At 64.9% G+C, this 14,427-nt stretch carries 18 protein-coding genes; 5 read left to right on the forward strand and 13 right to left on the reverse strand.

Annotated elements, in window-relative coordinates; translation table 11 throughout:
• Positions 1-108 precede the first annotated feature (108 nt).
• The 7 genes from pyrF to HQ394_RS08590 all read right to left on the reverse strand — a co-directional run bounded on the left by pyrF (position 109) and on the right by HQ394_RS08590 (position 5,058).
• Positions 109-843 carry an orotidine-5'-phosphate decarboxylase gene (pyrF, locus tag HQ394_RS08560; RefSeq protein ID WP_190263217.1) on the reverse strand — a complete coding sequence of 245 codons (735 nt, stop codon included), beginning with the start codon at positions 841-843 and terminating at the stop codon, positions 109-111.
• A gap of 46 nt (positions 844-889) precedes the next feature.
• A complete protein-coding gene (locus HQ394_RS08565) occupies positions 890-1,258 on the reverse strand; it encodes a histidine triad nucleotide-binding protein (RefSeq protein WP_190262880.1) in 369 nt (122 codons plus the stop codon).
• A 39-nt stretch (positions 1,259-1,297) separates the two neighbouring features.
• Positions 1,298-1,657, reverse strand: coding sequence for a phosphoribosyl-ATP diphosphatase (locus HQ394_RS08570; protein ID WP_190262881.1), 360 nt, complete (start codon positions 1,655-1,657; stop codon positions 1,298-1,300).
• Between the two features lie 6 nt (positions 1,658-1,663).
• On the reverse strand, positions 1,664-2,434 hold the full coding sequence (gene hisF, locus HQ394_RS08575) for an imidazole glycerol phosphate synthase subunit HisF (RefSeq protein ID WP_190262882.1): 771 nt from the start codon (positions 2,432-2,434) through the stop codon (positions 1,664-1,666).
• A gap of 341 nt (positions 2,435-2,775) precedes the next feature.
• Positions 2,776-3,543 carry an FkbM family methyltransferase gene (locus HQ394_RS08580; protein ID WP_456151505.1) on the reverse strand — a complete coding sequence of 256 codons (768 nt, stop codon included), beginning with the start codon at positions 3,541-3,543 and terminating at the stop codon, positions 2,776-2,778.
• Positions 3,544-3,848: 305 nt separating this feature from the next.
• Complete coding sequence (locus HQ394_RS08585; protein WP_190262884.1) at positions 3,849-4,838, reverse strand: site-specific tyrosine recombinase XerD; 990 nt, start codon at positions 4,836-4,838, stop codon at positions 3,849-3,851.
• Positions 4,819-5,058, reverse strand: a complete 240-nt coding sequence (locus tag HQ394_RS08590; protein WP_190262885.1) for a hypothetical protein — start codon at positions 5,056-5,058, stop codon at positions 4,819-4,821. Before HQ394_RS08590 ends, HQ394_RS08585 begins: the two co-directional genes overlap by 20 nt.
• Before the next feature lie 60 nt (positions 5,059-5,118).
• On the opposite strand from HQ394_RS08590, the gene HQ394_RS08595 reads away from it, so the two are divergent.
• The 5 genes from HQ394_RS08595 (at position 5,119) to HQ394_RS08615 (ending at position 9,540) form a co-directional block, all read left to right on the forward strand.
• Positions 5,119-5,733 (forward strand): shikimate kinase, encoded by a 615-nt coding sequence (locus HQ394_RS08595; protein ID WP_190262886.1) that lies wholly within the window; start codon positions 5,119-5,121, stop codon positions 5,731-5,733.
• 30 nt (positions 5,734-5,763) lie between these two features.
• Positions 5,764-6,903 carry a 3-dehydroquinate synthase gene (gene aroB / locus HQ394_RS08600; RefSeq protein WP_190262887.1) on the forward strand — a complete coding sequence of 380 codons (1,140 nt, stop codon included), beginning with the start codon at positions 5,764-5,766 and terminating at the stop codon, positions 6,901-6,903.
• Positions 6,904-6,975: 72 nt separating this feature from the next.
• Positions 6,976-8,313 carry an HlyC/CorC family transporter gene (locus HQ394_RS08605; RefSeq protein ID WP_223291963.1) on the forward strand — a complete coding sequence of 446 codons (1,338 nt, stop codon included), beginning with the start codon at positions 6,976-6,978 and terminating at the stop codon, positions 8,311-8,313.
• A gap of 1 nt (position 8,314) precedes the next feature.
• Positions 8,315-8,818, forward strand: coding sequence for a CBS domain-containing protein (locus HQ394_RS08610; protein ID WP_190262888.1), 504 nt, complete (start codon positions 8,315-8,317; stop codon positions 8,816-8,818).
• 17 nt (positions 8,819-8,835) lie between these two features.
• Entirely contained in the window at positions 8,836-9,540 is a 705-nt protein-coding gene (locus HQ394_RS08615) for a DUF2889 domain-containing protein (RefSeq protein ID WP_190263219.1), read from the forward strand.
• Positions 9,541-9,776: 236 nt separating this feature from the next.
• On the opposite strand, the gene mftB is transcribed toward HQ394_RS08615, so the two are convergent.
• The 6 genes from mftB to HQ394_RS08645 form a co-directional block, all read right to left on the reverse strand.
• Positions 9,777-10,055, reverse strand: a complete 279-nt coding sequence (gene mftB / locus HQ394_RS08620) for a mycofactocin biosynthesis chaperone MftB (RefSeq protein ID WP_190262889.1) — start codon at positions 10,053-10,055, stop codon at positions 9,777-9,779.
• Entirely contained in the window at positions 10,052-10,861 is an 810-nt protein-coding gene (locus tag HQ394_RS08625) for a mycofactocin-coupled SDR family oxidoreductase (protein ID WP_190262890.1), read from the reverse strand. The genes mftB and HQ394_RS08625 overlap by 4 nt, the downstream gene beginning before the upstream one ends.
• Before the next feature lie 33 nt (positions 10,862-10,894).
• On the reverse strand, positions 10,895-11,086 hold the full coding sequence (gene mftA, locus HQ394_RS08630) for a mycofactocin precursor MftA (protein ID WP_190262891.1): 192 nt from the start codon (positions 11,084-11,086) through the stop codon (positions 10,895-10,897).
• A 137-nt stretch (positions 11,087-11,223) separates the two neighbouring features.
• On the reverse strand, positions 11,224-12,762 hold the full coding sequence (gene mftF / locus HQ394_RS08635; RefSeq protein ID WP_190262892.1) for a mycofactocin biosynthesis glycosyltransferase MftF: 1,539 nt from the start codon (positions 12,760-12,762) through the stop codon (positions 11,224-11,226).
• The gene (locus tag HQ394_RS08640) at positions 12,762-13,511 is read right to left on the reverse strand and encodes a creatininase family protein (protein ID WP_223291965.1); all 750 of its coding nucleotides are present in this window, start codon (positions 13,509-13,511) and stop codon (positions 12,762-12,764) included. The genes mftF and HQ394_RS08640 overlap by 1 nt, the downstream gene beginning before the upstream one ends.
• Positions 13,508-14,377, reverse strand: a complete 870-nt coding sequence (locus tag HQ394_RS08645) for an electron transfer flavoprotein subunit beta/FixA family protein (protein ID WP_223291966.1) — start codon at positions 14,375-14,377, stop codon at positions 13,508-13,510. The genes HQ394_RS08640 and HQ394_RS08645 overlap by 4 nt, the downstream gene beginning before the upstream one ends.
• Positions 14,378-14,427: the final 50 nt, after the last annotated feature.

Here is a 14,427-nt window from a genome sequence, read left to right on the forward strand (position 1 = left end):
ATGACGTCGGCCTGCCGGCGGCGGGGCAACTCTTAATTATATCCCCCTTTTCGCCGGTGCTGCACGCGACGTTTATCGCCAAGCGCTGATAGCCAGGACGCTGGATGTTCAGCCGGCAAACAGCCGGGCGATGCGCTCCTGCACCGCCTCAGCGGCGGCGCGCGGGTCGTCGGCGGCGCGGATCGGCCGGCCGATGACGATATGGTCGGCACCGGCGAGGAAGGCGTCCTCCACATCGACGGTACGCTTCTGGTCGTCCGCCGGGCGATTGAAGGTCGGGCGGATGCCGGGAACGACGACCACCAGTTTGTCGCCCAACTCGCGGCGGATAGTGCTCACCTCAAGTCCGGAGGAGACGATGCCGTCACAGCCCAGCGCCAGTGCCCGCCGGGCGCGGCCAAGGACCACCGCCCGCACGTCGGCCTGAAATCCCAGCGCCTGCATGTCGCCCTGGTCGAGGCTGGTGAGCACGGTGACGGCGAGGATGCCGAGCGGTCCCTTCTCGGCACAGGCAGCAGCGAGAATTGCGTCGTTGCCGTGGACGGTGGCAAGCGTCGCCCGCCGTTTCGCCAGCTGGCGGACGGCGGAGCCCACCGTCTGCGGCACGTCGAAGAACTTGAGATCGACGAAGACCTTCTTGCCCTGGTCGGCCAGCCAGTCGAGAAGCTCGAAGTAGCCACCAGCCATGAACAGTTCGAGGCCGATCTTGTAGAAGGTGACCGACGGCCCGAGCCGGCTCACCAGCGCTCGCGCCTCTTCGACGCTCGGAATGTCCAGCGCCAGGATCAGCCGGTCGACGGCGGCGATCGGCTTGCTGGAGAGCAGGGCGCGGGCATCACACATCGCTACGTCCGGGGAGGCGGGTGGGGTCACGGTTGCTCCTCCGCCGCTATACGACGCGCTTCAGCATCGGCCCCAACGGCCGGCCGGCGAAGACGTGGACGTGGAAGTGCATCACCTCCTGGTGCGCGTCCTCGCCGTTGTTGGCGAGGATGCGATAGCCGGGTTCGATCGCCCCGACGATCGCCGCCACCTCGGCCACTGCTCGGAAGAAGCCGCCGACAAACTCGAGCGACGCGTCGCGGGTCATGTCCTGCAGGGCGACGTAAGGGCCCTTGGGGATCACCAGTACATGCGTGGGTGCCGCCGGGTTGATNNGATCATGAAAGGCCAGTGCGTAATCATCCTCGTAGACCTTCTTGCACGGGATCTCGCCGCGGAGGATCTTGGCGAAAATGTTGCTGTCATCATAGCTCATGGCTCGTCTCCCCTCATCGGCCGCGTCGGTGCACGCTGGTCATTTTCCCGCTTGCTGGTTGTTCTTGTTGTTGCGGGCCGCTTTCTCCGCAATCCCCGACATGCCCTCACGCGCTGCCAGCGCCGCCCAGACATCGCGCGGCCGCACTCCCACATCCGCCCACAGCACCAGCAGATGGTACAGCACGTCGGCACTCTCAGCCGCCACATGCTCCGGCGTTTCGTCGATGGCAGCGACGATCACCTCAATCGCCTCTTCGCCCACCTTGCGGGCAATCTTGTGCCGGCCCTTATTGAGAAGCTTCGCCGTATAGGAACTGGAGGGATCGGCGCCACGGCGGCTCTCGATGGTCTTGAACAGGCGATCGAGGACGGTGGCATCAAACACATCTGTGGCCATGCCGGATCATCTTCCTTCATCAATGCGCACGGGAAGCCCCGCACGCTGCATGTGCGCCTTGGCTTCGGCGATCGAAAAGGTGCCGAAATGAAAAATCGAAGCGGCAAGCACCGCCGAAGCGTGGCCGTCGCGCACGCCTTCCACCAGATGATCGAGGGTGCCGACGCCACCCGATGCAATCACTGGCACCGTCACCGCATCGGCAATGGCGCGGGTCAGCGGCAGATCGAAACCGATCTTGGTGCCGTCGCGGTCCATGGAGGTAAGGAGGATTTCACCGGCACCGAGGGCAGTCATTCGCTTCGCCCAGGCGACGGCATCGAGACCGGTGGGGCGGCGGCCGCCGTGGGTGAAAACCTCGAATCGTGTTGGTGCCACGGCTTTCGCATCGATGGCGACGACGATGCACTGGGAGCCGAACTTCTCCGCCGCCTCGCCGACGAACTCCGGTCGGTGCACCGCGGCGGTGTTGATCGAAACCTTGTCGGCACCGGCCAGCAGCAACCGGCGGATATCTTCGAGGGTGCGGACGCCGCCGCCAACGGTCAGCGGCATAAAGCACTGCTCGGCGGTGCGACCGACCACGTCGAAGATGGTGTCACGGTTTTCGTGGCTGGCGGTGATGTCAAGGAAGCAGAGTTCATCGGCGCCGGCGCGATCGTAGATCCGCGCCTGTTCGACCGGATCGCCGGCGTCGATCAGGTTGACGAAGTTGACGCCCTTGACGACGCGGCCTTCGTTGACATCGAGACAGGGGATGATGCGGACTTTCAGCATTGCCCTTGCTTAAGCTGCGGTGCACGAAGCGGCGAGAGAAACCGTACAGCCGTCGCCAACGGCAGCGGCTTCACCCGACAGGAGGAATAAGCGCTTTTCCCGCCGCGCTTGGCAAGTGCGTTTGGCAGCAGCCGGCAGCGCGGTGGCGTCGACAGGGCATGGCGCTAACCGTGGCATCGGCCAGCCGTCAAGGGACACCTGCGGCCGACGTCAAGGCCATGTCCGCAAGGCGAAGCCGATGAAGCGAAGGTTGCGCCTTGTCCTCTGCACGGCCTGAGCGATCGTCCATCACCGGCATCAGGCTTGGTGATAGAAACGCTTACCGATAGTCCACCACAAACTCAAAACCGGTGATAAATCCCGTCCACCTGCAATAGCTGGCCCGTACTGCGATCGGCAAACACAGGCTCAATGGATACCAACCTGTAGCCTTTTTCGCCAAGAAGTGCGTCCATCTCGCAAAATTGCAGCCCACCGTCGTATAAGGGCACCAACGACATTTCGATTTGTATAGTGTCTATATGTGTTATCGCCTCCTCAGCCCCCTTGATAACCTTATGCTCAAATCCTTGCGTATCTATTTTTAAATAAATATTACTTTCTTCTCTACATATCTCTCCAAACATTGAATCAAGAGCCCGGACGTTGATCTCCTCTGTGCCGATGTAGTGCTTTTCCGGAGCAGCTTTCGCGTGGGCTGGATGCATATCGAGCAGGGAACTACTCGCNNATGAGTTGGCAGAAACATTAATCGTCATGATGGAAGATTCTTCGCCCAGCGCACACTGGATGACAGCCCAATGCGCATCGTGCGAGGCATTACGCTTCAATACAGCATATGCAGAATCTAAAGGCTCGAATGACACTATCCTGCCGCGAAAGCCAAGATCCCGCATTTGTTGCGCAAATTGCCCAGTATTCGCACCAACGTCTAAAATAAGATCTACCTTATAAGACAACAACAATTTCTGCCGTCGCGCCAGCGGGCTTGATACGGAGTCAAAGCGGGATATATCATAGCCAAGTTTCCAAATCAGCTGCCTGACTGTCTGCTTGATAGTCACCGCTGTAATTTCCCCTTTACTGCAGTCTATGTTTCGCTGAAGCACCCATGGTAGCTGTCATCGCCGGTGGACACAAAGGGTTGCGCCGGCTTCTGCCACACACACCGGCAACTCGCGGTCAAGATGTGCCTGCTTGCTGGATCTTTACTCGCGGGCTTCGTCGATCCAAATACGCCAAACACGTTTATTTCTCAATAGACAAGTGTCGCTTAAGGATAATTCGGCAAAATAGTCGCGGCGGCAACGACTGACGACGGGACGAAAGCGGTCGACGTTAGCGGCGCAGCACCGCCCCGCCGCCATGGCGGTCCCAGCCGGCTATGCACCGGTCCGGGGCTGGCGCCGTGAGCCTAGTCCGTCGTCGCCGCGCCCGTCGCTTTCGCCAGCGGATGCGCCGTATTGACCAGCTCGCGCAGCCGCGCTTCCAGGATGTGGGTGTAAATCTGCGTCGTGCCGATGTCGGCGTGACCCAGCATCTGTTGGACGCTGCGCAGGTCGGCACCGTGGGCAAGCAGGTGGCTGGCGAAGGAATGGCGCAACACGTGCGGCGAGACGCGGCGGGGATCAAGGCCAGCGCCGATCGCCACCTCCTTCAGCAGCTGGGCAAAGCGGGCGCGGGTCAGATGCCCCTGACGCGAGCGGGATGGGAACAGCCAGGGTGACGGAGCGCCGGCCCCGCCAGTGCCAGGCGGCAGGAAGCGATCGCGGGCAACGAGGTAGTCGGCAAGCGCCGCACGTGCCGGCTCGGTCAGCGGCACCAGCCGTTCCTTCCCACCTTTGCCGCGCACCGCGAGCAGGCGGCCGTCACGTGTCAGTGCCGCAAGCGGCAGCCCCACCAGTTCCGACACCCGCAGGCCGGTGGCGTAGAGGATCTCGAGGAGGGCGCGCAGGCGCTTCGCCTCCGGCTCGCCGCCGGTGTCAGGCACCGCCAGCAGCCGGCTGACGTCGTCCTCGCTCAGGTATTTGGGCAGGCCGCGTCCCTGCTTCGGCCGGTCGACCACCAAGGTGGGATCGTCGGCGCGGATCCCTTCGGCAAACAGGAAGCGGAAAAACTGCCTGAGTACCGATAGCCGCCTAGCTGTGGTCCGCGCCGACATCCCCTTGCCGGCCTCGGCGCCGAGGTAATGCCGGATCAGATCCGCATCCGCCGTTTCTGGCGCAACGCGCCGCGACCGGGCAAAAGCGTGGAAACTCGCCAAGTCATGACGATAGGATTCGATCGTGTTTCGGGCGGCAGCGCGTTCCGCTGCCAGCATCTCCAAATACGCTTCCACATACCGCGGCCACGCCCCTGCCCCCAGTGGCGCTGCGGGCAGTGGCTCAGCGCTGGAAGCGGTCATTCGGTATGACCTGTTCGAGATGCTGTGTCGGCGGCTCGAAGCCGACCATAAGGCTGACGCCGATGACGGCGATGACTAAGACGACGAGAACAATGAGTCCGAGGCGAAGAAGCGGATGCATGCGCGGGTTCATCCCTGGATAAAGCGTGTGCTGCTGGCGCGCCCCGGTAACGCCCGATGCTTTGGTTTGCCCGTCCGGTTGCGCAAGGCTCTGCCCCATGGCCCGGAATTTCTGCTAGGCTTGCGCCGGAGCGCAACCGCCTGGAGACTAGACCCTGCAATGGCAGGCTTTCAACCGACCGGAGGCAGACTGGCAACAACCAACAGCCTTCCCCGAGGCAACGCAGCGCCAAAACCGCGGCGAACCATTGTTCTTGTAGGCCTGATGGGGGCGGGCAAGACCAGTGTGGGCCGGCGTCTGGCAAAGCGGCTTGAGCTGCCTTTCGTCGATGCGGACGAGGAAATTGTCCGCACGACGGGGCTTAACGTGCCGGAAATTTTCGAGCGATTCGGTGAGCAGGCTTTTCGTGACGCGGAACGCCGTGCTATCGCACGCCTTCTGAGCGAGGACACAAAGGTGCTGGCGACGGGCGGGGGAGCCTTCCTCGACGCGGTGACACGACAGGCGATCGCCGATCGCGGGCTGTCGGTTTGGCTGCGCGCCGAACTGGATGTGCTGGTAGAGCGTACGATCGGTCGCCGCCATCGGCCGCTGCTGAACACCTGCGACCCGCGGGCGACCCTGGCGGCGCTGATGGCGGCTCGCTATCCGGTCTATGCCTTGGCCGACCTTATCGTCGATACCATCGACGGCCCGATCGAACAGACGGTCGAGCGGGTTGAAGCGGCGCTCGCCGCCCATTTTGCCGGCAAAGAAGGGAACGACGAAGAGTGAACGACGGCAGTAACGCCTACCAGCGCGTCGATGCGGTACGTGGTAGGGCTGCTGGTCTGGTTTCGNCAACCGCAGCCGCTGCGGGTGGAACTCGGCGAGCGCAGCTATGATATCCTGATCGGCGCCGGCCTGCTCGACGCGGCAGGCGAGCATCTGGCACCGTTGCTGCCGCAGCCGCGGGTGGTGATCGTCACCGACGCCAACGTCGCCCCGCTCTATCTCGCCCGCCTGGAGGCATCGCTCGCAGCCGCCGGCATCACCCGGGCGGCGGTGGTGCTGCCAGCCGGGGAAAGCAGCAAGAGCTTCACCCAGCTGGAAGCGCTATGCGAGCGCCTGCTGGCGCTCAAGGTGGAACGGCGAACGACGCTGCTGGCCTTGGGCGGCGGCGTCATTGGCGACCTTACCGGCTTTGCCGCCGGCATCCTGCTGCGCGGCCTCGACTTCATCCAGGTGCCGACGACGCTGCTGGCGCAGGTGGACAGTTCGGTGGGTGGCAAGACCGGTATCAACACCGCGCACGGCAAGAATCTGGTCGGCCTGTTCCACCAGCCACGTCTGGTGCTGATTGATGTGGACACGCTTGCGACCCTGGAGGCGCGGCAGCGGCGGGCCGGTTATGCCGAAGTGGTCAAATACGGCCTTCTCGGCGACGCTGGCTTCTTCGCCTGGCTGGAGGCGCATGGCGCCGAACTGCTCGCCGGCGACCGGGACGCAATCGTCCAGGCGGTGCAGGTCAGCTGTGCCGCCAAGGCGGCCATCGTTGCCGCCGACGAACGCGAAGGCGGCGTCCGTGCCCTGCTCAATCTCGGCCATACCTTCGCCCACGCCCTGGAAGCGGCAACCGGCTTCGGCGACGCGCTGCTGCACGGCGAGGCAGTGGGGGTTGGCATGGCGCTGGCATTCGAGCTGTCGCGGCGGCTGGGCTACTGTGCCGGCGCCGAGGTGGAACGTGTCGTCCGCCACCTCGCTGCGGTGGGGCTACCGAGCGATCTGCACTGGCTCACCGGGGCGACTCCGCAGGACCTGATAGCGCACATGCTGGGTGACAAGAAGGTGCATGACGGCCGTCTGACCTTCGTCCTGGCGCGGCGGATCGGCGAGGCCTTTCTCGATCGCCAAGTGCCGGCAGCGGTGTTGGAGGACGTGCTAGCAGATGCCTTGGCTGAATAAAATGACACCCGGGACCATAGCGCCACGAAACAAGACGACCGGGAACACGACGACCGGGAACACGGGGACCGAGTGGAGGATGGCCGCACCGCCATCGTCGACCTCGCCCGTCGCCGGCAGGAGCCGTGCAACACAATGATCTACGCCGCTATCGCTTTCCTGTTACTGTGTTCGGCCTTCTTCTCCGCCTCGGAAACTGCACTGACCGCCGCCTCACGGCCGGTGATGCACCATCTCGGTGCCAGCGGCAATCGCCGGGCACTGCTGGTGGAGTGGCTGCAGAACCGGACCGACCAGTTTCTCGGTGCGATCCTGCTCGGCAATACGCTGGTCAACATTCTCGCCTCGTCGCTGGCCACCAGCGCCCTGATCGTCGCTTTCGGCGAGGTGGGGATCGTTTACGCCACCGTCTCGCTCACCGTTCTGGTGCTGATTTTCGGCGAGATCATGCCGAAGACCTATGCCTTCCGCCGCGCCAATCATGTGGCGCTGTGGGTCGCACCAGCGATCAATCTCATCGTCCGGCTACTGCTGCCGGTCACCGCTATCATCAACCTGCTCGTCCGTTTCGCCCTGATCCCCTTCGGCATCGATCGTCGCCGTGGCAGCAGCCCCAACGCCAGCGAGGCGGAATTGCGCGGGGCGATCATGCTCCATGCCGGTGCGGCCAGCGGTGTGCTGCAGGAAGGAGCGATGCTCAACAGCATCCTCGATCTGGCGCAGGTGGAAGTGGGCGAGGTGATGACACATCGTAAGAGCGTGATCATGATCGACGCCGACGATCCACCAGAGGCGGTGCTGGCGCAGGTGCTGGAGAGTCCCTTCACCCGCTTTCCCCTCTGGCGCGACAGCCCGGAGAACGTGATCGGCGTTGTCCACGCCAAGGACCTGCTGCGGGCAGTGCATGCGCATGCCTCGCAACTAAGCGGCTTCGACATCGCCGCCCTCGCCAGCAAGCCCTGGTTCATCCCAGACACCACCACCCTCTACGCCCAGTTGCAGGCCTTCCGCCGGCGTCATGAGCACTTCGCCCACGTTGTCGACGAGTACGGCAGCCTGATGGGCATCGTCACCCTGGAAGACATCCTTGAGGAGATCGTCGGTGAAATCGCCGACGAGCACGATCCAGCAGTGCCGGGTGCGACGCGCGAGGCGGACGGCAGCATCATCGTTCCCGGAACGGCGACCATCCGCGACATCAACCGTGAGTTCGGCTGGCGGCTGCCGGACGAGGAAGCGGTGACCCTCGCCGGCCTGCTGCTGCGCGAGGCGCGGCGGATCCCGGAAGCGGGCGAGGCGTTCAGCATCGAGGGCTTCACCTTCCGCGTGCTGCGCCGGCAGCGGCACCAGATCACTGCCATCCGCATCATGCCGCCGACCGAGGCTGGCGATGCGGCGAAAGAGGGATGAGATGAGTACCGCCGAAGCGTCACCAAAGGACACGTCTCCAGAGGTGCCGCTGGAAGCGGAGCTGATCGCCCTCAGCATCGTTCCGCACCTGGTGGCCGACGGCGGCTGTCCTACCGTTGTCGCCGAGGCGCCGGTGGCAGCGGCGGCGGTGGCTCTGGTCGAGGGCGGTGCCGACGCGGTGGCAGTGGTGGATGGCGACGGCGGCTATCTGGGGCTGCTCGGCCTGCGCGAGGTTGCCCACGCCGTGGCGACGGCGACGCTGGACGCACCGGCGCGAACGGCAATGCAGCCACGACGCGACTGGCTGGCGCCCGACGACACGCCGCTGGATGCGCTCGAACTGCTACGGGCGCGCGGCGTCGAGCATCTGCCGGTGCTCGACGGCCAGCGGCTGGTGGGCATCGTCTCCCTCGGCCAGCTGGTGCGGTTGCTGCATCGCCAGTTCGAGGCGCAGGCACTGCAGCGGCATCGGCGCCTCTTCGGCGACCTGCCGCGGGACGGATGAGGCAGATGAGTGCAACGATGGATGGATCGGGGACGCCGGAAGCGGACGGGCCAACCGTAACAGCGACCACGCTCCCCAGGAGGACCCTCAGCAAGGCGGCGGCGCGCGACCTCGTCCACACCCGGCAGATCATCTGCCGCGGCTTTCGCCGTGCGGACGGCCTGTGGGACATCGAGGGGACGATGGAGGACAGCAAAGCCTACTCCTTCGCCAACCACGATCGCGATCGCGGCGGCATCGCTGCCGGCGAGCCACTGCATCGGATGCACATCCGCCTCACCCTTGATGATGACTTGATGGTCCAGGCGGCGGAGGCGGTCACCGANAGCGGCCCCTACAACATCTGCGGCGACATCACCTCGGTGTTCGCCACCCTGGTCGGGCTGCAGATCGGCCCCGGCTGGCGGCGACAGGTGCTGGCACGGATGCAGGGCGTGCACGGCTGCACCCACTTGACCGAGCTGCTGCTCGGGCCAATGACGACGACGGCGGTGCAAACCATCCTCCCCATCCGCCGGCGCGAAGCAACGGCCGACTCCGTCCGCCCCCGGTCCCCGGCACCTGCTACGGCCGCGCCAACACCCGTTAGCAGGCCGTCGCGCGATGATAGAAAGGCGGCTTCACAACCGCCAACCCGTGGGGACCCAACGTTTTCCATGCCGAGGTGGGCGAAACTGTCGTCATCTGTCGTCTTTCGTCGTCATCAGTTGCGCGGCTGCTGACGGCGAGCGCATCTTGCCTTCTCATTTTATAGAACATTTTATGAACAGAGAAAGAACATAACTAAAAACGGTGCCGCCGTCAAGATCGACCGGCCGCGGTGGCGTCGGAGAAACCCGGGCCAAGATCACCCAAGCCGCCAAATTGTCCGGAGAACAGGGACCACCTCACGGCGAGGCGCTAGCGAACCACGGCGGGGGAAAAACGCCACGGCTGACAAACACTTCAGCCAGCGCAATCAGTCGCCAACGGCAACGACCAGACCCAATTTTTCCAGCGCCGCGAGCGACCGGAGCAGGCCATCGCCGGCCTCGGGCGATAGGCTGCGGCGGCTGCGAAATGTCTCCAACGCCGCGGCAAGCGGTTCCTCCCCGCTCAAGCCACCGACAAAATCAGCCAACTCATGCGAATGCAAGAAGTACAGCTGCCGACTGTGATAGCTGTAGACCAAACCGCCGAAGCGTTCGGGACGGATCGCCACGCCTTCGGTCAGCTGATAGCATGTCGAGAGGTTCATTTCAGCATCCTGCCTGCGTCCACTTTAAGTGTGTGCCCGGTGACGTAGCGCGCCTCGTCAGAGGCAAGCCATAGCGCCGCGCTCGCCACGTCGGCGGCTTCGATCAGCTTCACCGGCAGCGCGTGGCCGGTATAGATAAAATCGATCAGGTCTTCGGTTTGCATGCTTGCCGCTTTCGCCATCCCGCTGATGATCGCGGTGTTAACCGCGGTCGGGTGCAGGGTGTTGACGGTGATGCTGTAGGGCGACAGCTCCTGCGCCAAACTCTTGGCCAAACCAACGACAGCCCATTTCGAGGCACAGTAGTGAGACATTCCCGGCTCACCGCGCAGCCCCGCCACGGAAGAGGTGATCAGGATCCGCCCACCTTGATTGCGGGCAATCATGTGCGGGACGGCATACTTGATCGCCAGCCAGGGCCCTTTGACGTTGACATCAAGCATGATGTCCCACCACTCCTCGGTGATGTCCCACGTGAGAGCCATGTCGGCGATGCCGGCGTTGCAGACGAGAATATCGATCTGGCCGAACTGCTCGATCGTCGTCTTCACGGCGGCTTCCATGTCGCGAGCGCTGCGCACGTCGGCCTTGAGGGCGAGAGCCCGACGGCCCAGTGCTTCCACTTGGCGGACAGTTTCCTCAAGGTCATCGGCGTTAGCGAGTGAGTAGCGGGGATAGGGGAGGTCGTGACAAATATCGAGAGCGGCAATGTCCGCGCCTGCGCCGCCCATGGCGATCGCGTGCGCGCGGCCCTGGCCCCGGGCTGCACCGGTAATCAGGGCCACCTTGCCGTCAAGCCTGCCCATCACCGAACCTCCCCTTGTCGCCCGCTATGGGCGCTAATAGACGCCGCACATGCCGTCGATGCTGACCTCTTCGATCAGGACCTCTTCGACCACGGCAGGTTTGCCGGTCGTGGCGGCCACCTTGGTGGGCGCGGCGGCAACCGTCGCAGCAACGGCTGGGTGATCAGTGCCAGCTGGGTGATCGGTGTCGGTGGTCGACGAGTGGACTTCATATTCGTTGCGCATGGGACTCTCCTGCTGGGGTTGATGGTTGGGGGTCGATTATCTAATCCATTGGCATCTGATCCGCCGGACGGACGGCGGCGAAACCGCATCCGGCGGCAGTGATTTGCGCATCGTTGTTCTTATCCAGGGTCCATGGCTCACTTGCTCCAGTGCAAGATTGGCAATAGCGGACCAAACGTCCGGTGCGCCAAGCAACCGCGCCAGACGCCCAGCTGGTAGGCGGCCATCTCCAGCCAGTAGAGGCCGACGAACACACCCAGGCCACAGGCCGGCTGCAAGCGAACGTGATCGATCAGCGGCGCAAACAGGAGGAGGACAGCCATTGCCGGCAACAGTGCCGGCCACAGCGCGCCCAATCCGATCAGCGGTAGAGCGTAGTAGCGAATGACGTTGGCACTGAGGCCATGCATCGAAGCCAGATGCTCTCGCAGCACCGCCGCAGCGACACGCGTTACCGGCAGCGTGATACCCAGGCGGCGGATCTGCCGCCGCTTGCTGATCACTTCGTGTCCCAGTAAAGCCGCGATCAACGGCGCCAGCACCAGCGCCATCGGCCATGCCGCGATCAGCGTCGTCAGCACCGCCAGTACGAGGAGGCTGAGCCGCGGAATTGGCAGCACCCGGTGGCTCGTTGGGTGGCGACGCTGCAGGTCGGCCTCGGACGAGCCGTAATCCGCCCGTCGGCGCAGCAACGCGGCAAGGCGCTCACGATGATAGTGGGTAATTTGTCCGGCCGGCACGTAGCAAGCGCCGGCACCGCTGCGCAACACCCGCCACGTGAAATCCACGTCCTCCCCCAGCCGCATCTTGGCGGTGAAGCCACCCACGGCGAGCAACGTGTCGCGGCGGACGATGAAGTTGCAAGTGGGCAGATAGGCGACGGCCTCGTCGGGTCCGACCGGGCTTGCCATCGCCCCCATGTCGAGCGGTGAGCGGACGGCCTCGAAGGCGCTGATCCGCCCGGTTGGCGGCGGCGCGATCACCCGGCCGCCGACGATGGCGAGCGCCGGATCTTCTAGGTACGGTACCAGCGTCCGCAGCCAGCCGGGGTCGGCGACACAGTCATTGTCGATGAACGCCAACAGTTCGCCCTCAGCCTCGGCCGCGGCAAGATTGCGCGCTGCCGACTGGCCAAGGTTGCGGTCGAGGCGGATCAGGCGGATCGGCAGACCGGCAAGCGCCGGTGCCAACGGCTGTTCCGAGGCATCGTCGACGACGATGATCTCAATCCGGTCGGCCGGATAGTCGAGCACCAGCAGCGATTGGATGCACGCCCGCGTCGCCGTGTGGCGGCCACGGGCGGCGATAATGACTGATACCTGCGGCCAGTGATTGGGCGGCGGCGGCAGGCGCAGCAGCAGCCGGCGCCCGGCCAGCCGGTCGAAAAATGCCGCAGCGTCCGGGCCCGCTATCCCGGCCGTCGTTGCCGCCTCCGCCGCGGTCGTGCTGCCGGCGGCAAGCGCCGAGAGAAGAGCGAAGGCCTCACCGTTGAGCCGCATCGCCATCAGCGGCCGGAGCGCAAACAGCAGCCNCCCGTTGTCCGGCTCCGGGATCAGCGACAGTCCCGGCGGCAACGTGTAGCGCGCACCACCGAGCCGCCATCGCGACACGCCAGGCGGCGTGGCGGCGACTGTTGCCGGCGGCAGAAGCATCTGCGGCGTCGTTTCGGTCAGCATCAAAGGTCCGCCTCCTCAGCCAGCATCCGGCGGAAGCTTTCGATCTGCGTGGCCAGGTAATCGGCACCGCGGCGGGCACACGCGGCGCGCGGATCGCCCAGGGTTCCACTCGCCGTTACCCNCCGCAGTCCCTCGCGCCGTAGCTGTGGCATCACCGCCGGCATCGGGCCGGTGTAGCCGGCGGCGGCGCGATCCATCCGCACCAGATCCGGGTGGATGTGCAGCATCTCCGAGGTTTCGCCCTCCCCCGCATGCAGTCCGACCGCTTCCGGAGTGATCCCATCCGTCGCGGCGATTTCCGCCAGTGTCTGGCTCATCGCCGGCGAACCGCCGAGCACCCGCACCTGCAGTCCCGGCACCTGATTGCGCAAGCGCGTCCGCGCAATCTCGATCGCCGCGGCATTGCCCGTGCGCCGATAGCAGGACCAGCTGTCGGACCCCCAGCCGGCCAGACGCCGGCCGCAATCGACGATCACCCGCGCCAGCGTTTCGTGGTCGAGACTGATGAGACCCGGGAAGCCGGTGTGCTCATCGGAGCAACCGACCGGCAGCACCGGCGCGACCAGGGTTCNGGGCAGCGCCGCCGCCAGTCCACCGGCGAGTGCCGTGGCGCGGATGCTGTCGGTGGCGAGCGGCAGGTGCGGGCCGTGCTGTTCGGTGGAGCCAAGCGGCAGAATGACCGTGGTGATACCAGAGGTAACGGCGTCTGCCACCTGTGGGGCGGTCATTTCAGCGAGCAGGCACCTCATGCCGGCTGATCCAGGAAGCCGCGATTCTTGAGAAAGGTGAGGATTGCCTCGGCCGAGTCCTCCGGCTCTCCCTCCACCAGTTGCGTCGTCTTGCGGCCAACGCCGGCCGACATGATCTGACCGACGCGCTCGTGCGGTGGCAACGCACCCGAGGGGATCATGATCGTGCGCGGCCGAGGTCGCGGCGGCGTCACCGCGTGCACCGTTGAAGCGGGAAAGTTCAGGTCGAGCGGCGAGAGCCCCAGGTCGGGGAGATGGCGGACGGGAATAGTGGCACGGCGCGCCTGCATCAAGCGCGGCAGGCTGGCGTAACGCAGACGGATGTTTTCGGCGGTGATGGCGAGCACCGCCGGCATCGTCACCTCCCCTTCCGATCGACCGCCACGGGCGAGGCGGCGCTGGAAGTAAACCTGTGCCGCATGGATCTCCAGGTGGAGAATATCGGTGACCACCGGCCAGTCGAGGTATTCGCCCAGCAGCGCCGGGATCTTTCCCGTGCCGCGGGCGAAGCTGCGCCAGCCGCAGAGAACCAGGTCGGGCAGGCCTTCCGTCCGCAGCGCCGCAGCGAGCAGTATCGAGGTCACTGCCGGTTTGGTGGTGGTGCGGCTCTCGTCCCACAATCGCAGCACCCGGTCGGCGCCGACGGCGAGCGCGTCNNGCAGCACCGCCTCGGCGTCCACCGGGCCCACCGTCAGCGCGGATATCGTATCGCCTTCGGCGCGCAACCGCAGCGCAAGCTCGAGGGCAACCGCATCGGCGGGGTTGAGGATGTGCAACGTCCGGTCGGGGTCGATCTCGCCGGAAAGAGGATCGACCTCGATCGTCTCCGGGTCGGGCACGAGCGTCAAGCAGACGGCAAAGCGCATCGCCCTAGGTCCCCATTATGATTCACGAAAGGTGACGCCATAGCCCCCGC

The sequence above is a fragment of the Defluviicoccus vanus genome, assembly GCF_014672695.1.
Taxonomy (GTDB): Bacteria; Pseudomonadota; Alphaproteobacteria; order Rhodospirillales; family Defluviicoccaceae; genus Defluviicoccus; species Defluviicoccus vanus.

Coding starts and splice junctions, on each gene's coding strand:
- HQ394_RS08595 (WP_190262886.1), top strand. CDS start 5,119: ATGGCAGGCTTTCAACCGACCGGAGGCAGACTGGCAACAACCAACAGC.
- HQ394_RS08590 (WP_190262885.1), bottom strand. CDS start 5,058: ATGGGGCAGAGCCTTGCGCAACCGGACGGGCAAACCAAAGCATCGGGC.
- HQ394_RS08585 (WP_190262884.1), bottom strand. CDS start 4,838: ATGACCGCTTCCAGCGCTGAGCCACTGCCCGCAGCGCCACTGGGGGCA.
- mftB (WP_190262889.1), bottom strand. CDS start 10,055: ATGAACCTCTCGACATGCTATCAGCTGACCGAAGGCGTGGCGATCCGT.
- HQ394_RS08610 (WP_190262888.1), top strand. CDS start 8,315: ATGAGTACCGCCGAAGCGTCACCAAAGGACACGTCTCCAGAGGTGCCG.
- mftA (WP_190262891.1), bottom strand. CDS start 11,086: ATGCGCAACGAATATGAAGTCCACTCGTCGACCACCGACACCGATCAC.
- HQ394_RS08570 (WP_190262881.1), bottom strand. CDS start 1,657: ATGGCCACAGATGTGTTTGATGCCACCGTCCTCGATCGCCTGTTCAAG.
- HQ394_RS08625 (WP_190262890.1), bottom strand. CDS start 10,861: ATGGGCAGGCTTGACGGCAAGGTGGCCCTGATTACCGGTGCAGCCCGG.
- hisF (WP_190262882.1), bottom strand. CDS start 2,434: ATGCTGAAAGTCCGCATCATCCCCTGTCTCGATGTCAACGAAGGCCGC.
- pyrF (WP_190263217.1), bottom strand. CDS start 843: ATGTGTGATGCCCGCGCCCTGCTCTCCAGCAAGCCGATCGCCGCCGTC.